At 70.4% G+C, this 5,134-nt stretch carries 5 protein-coding genes and 1 pseudogene; 1 reads left to right on the top strand and 5 read right to left on the bottom strand.

Translation table 11 applies throughout. The features are described 5' to 3' along the window. The 4 genes from AB0J87_RS22525 to AB0J87_RS22510 all read right to left on the bottom strand — a co-directional run. The coding region (locus AB0J87_RS22525) for a S41 family peptidase (protein ID WP_363967902.1) at window positions 1–1,413 on the bottom strand (1,413 nt) is incomplete at its 3' end. Next, on the bottom strand, window positions 1,410–2,462 hold the full coding sequence (locus AB0J87_RS22520; protein ID WP_363967900.1) for an ABC transporter permease: 1,053 nt from the start codon (window positions 2,460–2,462) through the stop codon (window positions 1,410–1,412). The genes AB0J87_RS22520 and AB0J87_RS22525, both read right to left, overlap by 4 nt. After that, window positions 2,459–3,349: an ABC transporter ATP-binding protein gene (locus AB0J87_RS22515; RefSeq protein WP_363967898.1), complete on the bottom strand. Its 891-nt coding sequence runs from the start codon at window positions 3,347–3,349 to the stop codon at window positions 2,459–2,461. Before AB0J87_RS22515 ends, AB0J87_RS22520 begins: the two co-directional genes overlap by 4 nt. Continuing rightward, window positions 3,346–3,738: a GntR family transcriptional regulator gene (locus tag AB0J87_RS22510; RefSeq protein ID WP_350730930.1), complete on the bottom strand. Its 393-nt coding sequence runs from the start codon at window positions 3,736–3,738 to the stop codon at window positions 3,346–3,348. Before AB0J87_RS22510 ends, AB0J87_RS22515 begins: the two co-directional genes overlap by 4 nt. Window positions 3,739–3,930: 192 nt before the next feature. Between AB0J87_RS22510 and AB0J87_RS22505 the strand changes: the two are divergent. After that, a pseudogene (locus tag AB0J87_RS22505) lies at window positions 3,931–4,371 on the top strand (SRPBCC family protein); the annotation flags it as partial. A 50-nt stretch (window positions 4,372–4,421) separates the two neighbouring features. Here the strand turns inward: AB0J87_RS22505 and AB0J87_RS22500 are convergent. Further along, the gene (locus AB0J87_RS22500; RefSeq protein WP_363967895.1) at window positions 4,422–5,066 is read right to left on the bottom strand and encodes a helix-turn-helix domain-containing protein; all 645 of its coding nucleotides are present in this window, start codon (window positions 5,064–5,066) and stop codon (window positions 4,422–4,424) included. Window positions 5,067–5,134: the final 68 nt, after the last annotated feature.

The raw sequence follows: 5,134 nt of genomic DNA, 5'->3' as shown, positions 1-5,134 counted from the left end.
GTGCAGCAAGGTCAGGGCCTTGGCCAGGGCGGGGTCTCGCCCGGTGGCCGCGTCCTTCGGGGTGAGGGGTACGTGGTGGTCGGGCGGTACGCCGATCCGGTCGATCACCTCGTGTTCGGGCCCCAGGTGGTGCCGGGTGGGGAAGTTCAGTGTGGTGTTGTTGGCGAGGAGGTACGGCTGTGCCGGTCCGGAGATGACGCCGGCGGTTCGGGTGCCGATCAACTGGCCGACGCGCAGGTCTTTGACGGCGGAGCTGAAGTGTTCGCAGGCCGAGGCGCAGCTGCGGTCGATGAGCACCATCAGTGGCAGGTTGACCAGTGGGACGGTGTCGTCGGTCCGCAGGGTCTCGCACTTGCCGTCGACGGTGCACAGGTGGGCGGTGGCCTTGCCGTGGGCGAACGCGCTCTCCAGCCGGATCGCCTCCTGGGGGCTGCCGCCGCCGTTGCCGCGCAGGTCCAGGACGACGCCGGTGAGGGTGCGGCCGGTGCGTAGTCTGGTGATCGCCTTGAGCACTCTGTCGGCGGAGTCGGGGGCGAATCCGCGCATCCGTACGTAGGCGACGTCGTCGTCCAGCAGTTTCGACTGGACCACTTGCAGGGTGGCCAGGTCGCGCTGGTAGAGGCCGGGTTCGAGCGTCGCGTTCCAGCGGCGGCCGGTGCTCTGCCGCAGGAGCCGCAGCCGGACCGGGCGCGCCTCCGGGTATCGGGGGTAGAGGGCGGCGATGGCGGGGGTGGGCTTGCCGTCGATGAAGGGCGTCGATCCGTTGATGGATTCGATGAGGTCGCCGGGGCGCAGTCCGGCGGCCTGTGCCGCGCCGCCCTGGATGGTGGTGATGAAGAGCGGGGGGAGGGCGACGCCGGGGTTGCCCTGCACCTGCGGGCCGTTGACGTTCGCTTCGAGGCCCAGGCCGTAGCCGTCGCCGTCGTGGTAGTCGGGGGGTCGTTTGATGTCGTGGACCCAGGCGGCGTGGTTGTCGCCGAGGGCGGCGACGAGGGCTTCGAGGGTGGCGACGGCCAGTTGGTCGCGCAGGTCGGGGAGCTGGTCGGTGGTCTTGCGGTAGGCGGTCTCGAAGGCGGTCCAGTCGGCTTTCCGGTCGCCGGTCAGCGCCGGCATGGTGGCTTCGGGCAGGTCGCGTCCGTTGCGGTTGAGCTCCTGGGTCAGGGCGGCGAACGCGGTGGTCAGGAGCGAGCGGGCGTCCAGGGTGGCGCCGCTGTAGTAGTTGCCGAGGATGCAGAAGTACGCCTGCTCGATGACGTCGATGGTGGTGGCGGTCTCCGCCGCGGTCGGTCCCTGGGGGCGTGCGCAGGCCGTACTGGCTGCGGCGTTCGCCTCGCTGCGCGGTGGCGTCGGCGCCGTGCAGGCCGCGGCCAGGAGGAGGGCGAGTCCGGCCGTCATGGTCCTGATGGCGGTCATGACAGGCGCCTGCGGATCCACCAGAAGGAGAGCCAGGTGAGGCCGAGGGTGAGCAGGGCGTAGATCCCGGTTTCGATCCACTGGAAGGGCCAGAAGCGCTCCAGGGGCTGGTAGGTCGCCTTCTGCCGGTAGCCGAGCCGGTTGATCTCGGTCGTGCACGCGCCCATGATCGGTGATGCCGACGGTGCGCAGGGTCCCGACGTCGTCGAGACCTGGACGATCCCCATTCCGGGCTCGGGGCCGGCGGTCGGACGTCCGGACGGATCGACGAGATCGCTGGACAGGACCCAGGCGCCCGCGTGGCCGGGAACAGCCGCATTCAGGCGGATCTCCACACGTCCGCCCTGGTCACGGTTTATGCCGACGCCGTCCATGTTCGTCTCGCTGAGCTCGAAGGTCGAGGTGACCGGGGTCATCAGGTGGGGCCGGACCAGCAGCGGCATGGCGAGCTGGATCGCGGCGAAGACGGCCAGCGTGAGGGCCATGGCGGGCAGGGTGCGGCGCACCAGCATGCCCACGGTCACGCCCAGGACGAAGGCGAACGCCGCATACCCCATCGGGGCGATGCCGCGCGCGCCGAACACCAGGGGAGCCATCAGGGCCAGGTCGCCCGGGGCCGACTTGTCCAGGGGATCGGACCACCAGGTCACCGCGAGGCCGCACAGGCAGGCGGCGGCCATGGCGACCAGGCCGGTGAGCCCGAGCTTGACCGCCAGCCAGCGGCCGCGGGTGATGGTCTGGTTCCACACCAGCAGGTGCGTGCCGGTCTCCAGCTCGCGGCTGATCAACGGTGCTCCCCAGAAGAGCCCGACGACGGCGGGCAGGAGCAGCACGATGAGGCTGACGGCCATGAAGGGCATGTCGTACCCGTCGAAGAACCGGTCGTAGAAGCGGCCGCAGGTGTCGTCCTGGGTGCAGGCGGCGATACCGGTGGAGTAGTCCGAGGCCAGGTCCGGGCCGGTCAGGGCCAGGACGGTGGCGAGGATGACGAGCAGGGCGGCCAGCATCGCGGCCGAGCCGCGCAGCTGGCGCCAGGTCAGCCAGATCATCGCTGGACCTCCAGGGCGACGCGCCGGTTCTCGGCGGTGCGTTTGTCCATGTAGGCCAGGACGAGGTCTTCCAGGCTGAGCCGGCTGACCGTCCAGGCGGGGTCGTGGATAGGGGCGTCGGTACGGACGATGAACGTGCTCTGCCGTTCGGTGTGGCGTGCGGAGATCACGTGCTGGTCGGCGGGCAGCCGGTCGGGGTCGCGGCGCGGGCCGGTGAGGCGGTGATGGGTGGCGAGCAGCTCCTCGACCTCTCCGGCGATCTGGACGCGGGAGTCGACGAGCACGACGAGGAAGTCGCAGACGCGTTCCAGGTCGGAGACCAGGTGGGAGGAGAGCACGACGCTGAACTCGTGCTCGACGGTGGCCTCCATCAGTGCCTGCAGGAACTCGCGGCGGGCCAGCGGGTCGAGGGAGGCGACCGGCTCGTCCAGGATCAGCAGCTCGGGCCGTTTGGCCAGGCCCAGGGTGAGGGCGAGCTGGGCGCGCTGGCCGCCGGACAGTTTGCCCGCCCGGTGTCCGGGGACGAGTCCGAGTTGCGCGATGCGTTCCCGTGCCATGGTGTCGTCCCAGCGGGGGTTGAGCCGGGCTCCGAGCCGTAGGTGTTCGGCGACGGTCAGGCCCGCGTAGACGGGGGTGTCCTGGGCGACGAACCCGATCCTGGCCAGCTGGGCGGGTGTGGCCGCGGGCCGGCCGCCGAGCACGGTGATGCCGCCCGCCGAGGGTTGGAGCTGGCCGCTGGCGAGCTTCAGGAGCGTGGTCTTGCCGGCTCCGTTGGGGCCCACGAGCCCGACGACGTGGCCTGCCGGGATGTCGATGGTGCACTCGCGCAGCGCCCAGCGTCTGCCGTATTTCTTGCCCAGTGCCTGGGCCTGCAGGACAGCGGTCACGCTATGTCCTCCTGAGCGAAGGTCCGAAAGGTGGTCATGAAGAGGGCCTCGATGCTTTCGTCGTCGAGACCGGCTCGGCGGGCCTTGGCGAGCCAGCGCTGCAGTTCCATCCGCAGCGGGCCGTGCGCGGCCAGGGAGGTGTCGGCGAGCGTCGCCGTCACGAACGTCCCCACCCCTGGCCGGGCGGCCACCAGGCCCTCGTGCTCGAGTTCGCGGTAGGCCTTGAGGACGGTGTTGGCGTTGATCGCCAGTTGCGCCACGACCTCCTTGACGGTCGGCAGCTGGTCGCCTTCGCGTAGGAGGCCGAGCCGCAGCGCGTGCCGTACTTGCTGGACCATCTGCAGGTACGGCGAGACGCCCGACCTGCCGTCCAGATGGAACTCGATCACCGATTTCTCCATTTATCTAGCTTGCTAGCACTTTAGGACTCTAGATGTTAAAGGATCATAAGGATCGGTGTCGTCGGCCCAGTCAGCAAGGCGTATCAGCACGCTCACGATCTCGCTCGTCGTCGCAGGCGGCCTCGCGGGTCACGTCCCGCCCGCGCAGGCCGTCACCGGCTACGACGGTGGTGGGCTCCAGTGCTGGGGGAAGGCGTCGATCCCGCCGCCAAGATCCGCTACCGGACCGAGACCTTGATCAGGGCGCCCCTGCGCACGGTCTGGGAACTCCAGACAGACGTGGAAGGCCGGCCGACCTGGCAGAAGCCCGTGACCAGCATGAAGCGCCTGGACTCCGGCCCGCTCCGCGAGAACTCGCGGTTCAGGTGGACCACGCCGGTGCCCGCGACCCCCGTCAGCCCGCCGACAACGCTGGTCATCACCTCCACCGTGCGGCAACCGCAGCACCACAAGTGCATCCGCTGGACCGGCCCGGCGATCGGCGAAGGGCTGCGCATCGACCGGGGTGTCCATGTGTGGACCTTCACGCAGGTCAAGGGCGGTGTCCTCGTACGGACCGAGGAGACCCATGCCGGGGACCAGATCGAGAGCGACGTGCCCCTGGCCACCGGGTCGGCCGGATGGGACCGACCAGGGCGCCGACCGGGCACTTCCCGGGCAATGTCCCGGGGCTACCGCGCCGTCGCCTGCCCGTGCAGGAGGTCGAGGGTGAGGGGCGGCACCGGCGGCAGGGGCTCGGCGTGCTGGGCGCGGAAGGACTGCAGCAGGTACGCCACCAGCCGCCGCGACCCCGCCGCCGCGGCCTCGTTCGTCCCGGTGGCGACGCCGCAGTTGGCCTTGAGCAGCAGTGTCAGGTCGGCCGGGTCGAAGTCGGCCCGCAGCAGCCCGGCGGCCTTGGCCCGCCGTACCACCTCGGCGAGGCCCTGCTCGGCCCGCACCCGCGTGCGCTCGTAGTCGATCGCGTCGGGGAACGCCGTCAGGAACGCCTCGGTGAACCCCCGGTCGGCGACCTGCATCGCGCACACCGTCTCGATCATCGAGCAGAACCCCCGCCACGGGTCCGGATCGGCCAGCGCCTCGTCCACGACCGACGCGCACGTGGCCAGCTTGTCGCCGAACACCTCCGTGATCAGCGACTCCCGTGAGGGGAAGCGCCGGTAGAGCGTGGCCACGCCGACCCCGGCGCGCCGCGCGATGGCCGCCATGGGCACGTCGAGCCCGCGCGTGGCGTATGCCTCCCGCGCGGCCTCGAGGATGCGTACGCGGTTGTGCCGCGCGTCGGCCCGCAGGAGCAATGCTTGAGATCTGTGGATCACTGGGAAGGGGTGTACCGTCCCGGTGATCATGTGAATCCACAAGCATGACCGACGCGCCAACGTCGGCC

The organism is Nonomuraea sp. NPDC049625, assembly GCF_040675285.1.
GTDB classification, from domain to species: Bacteria; Actinomycetota; Actinomycetes; order Streptosporangiales; family Streptosporangiaceae; genus Nonomuraea; species Nonomuraea angiospora_A.
This window is presented reverse-complemented; position numbering and strand designations above follow the sequence as displayed.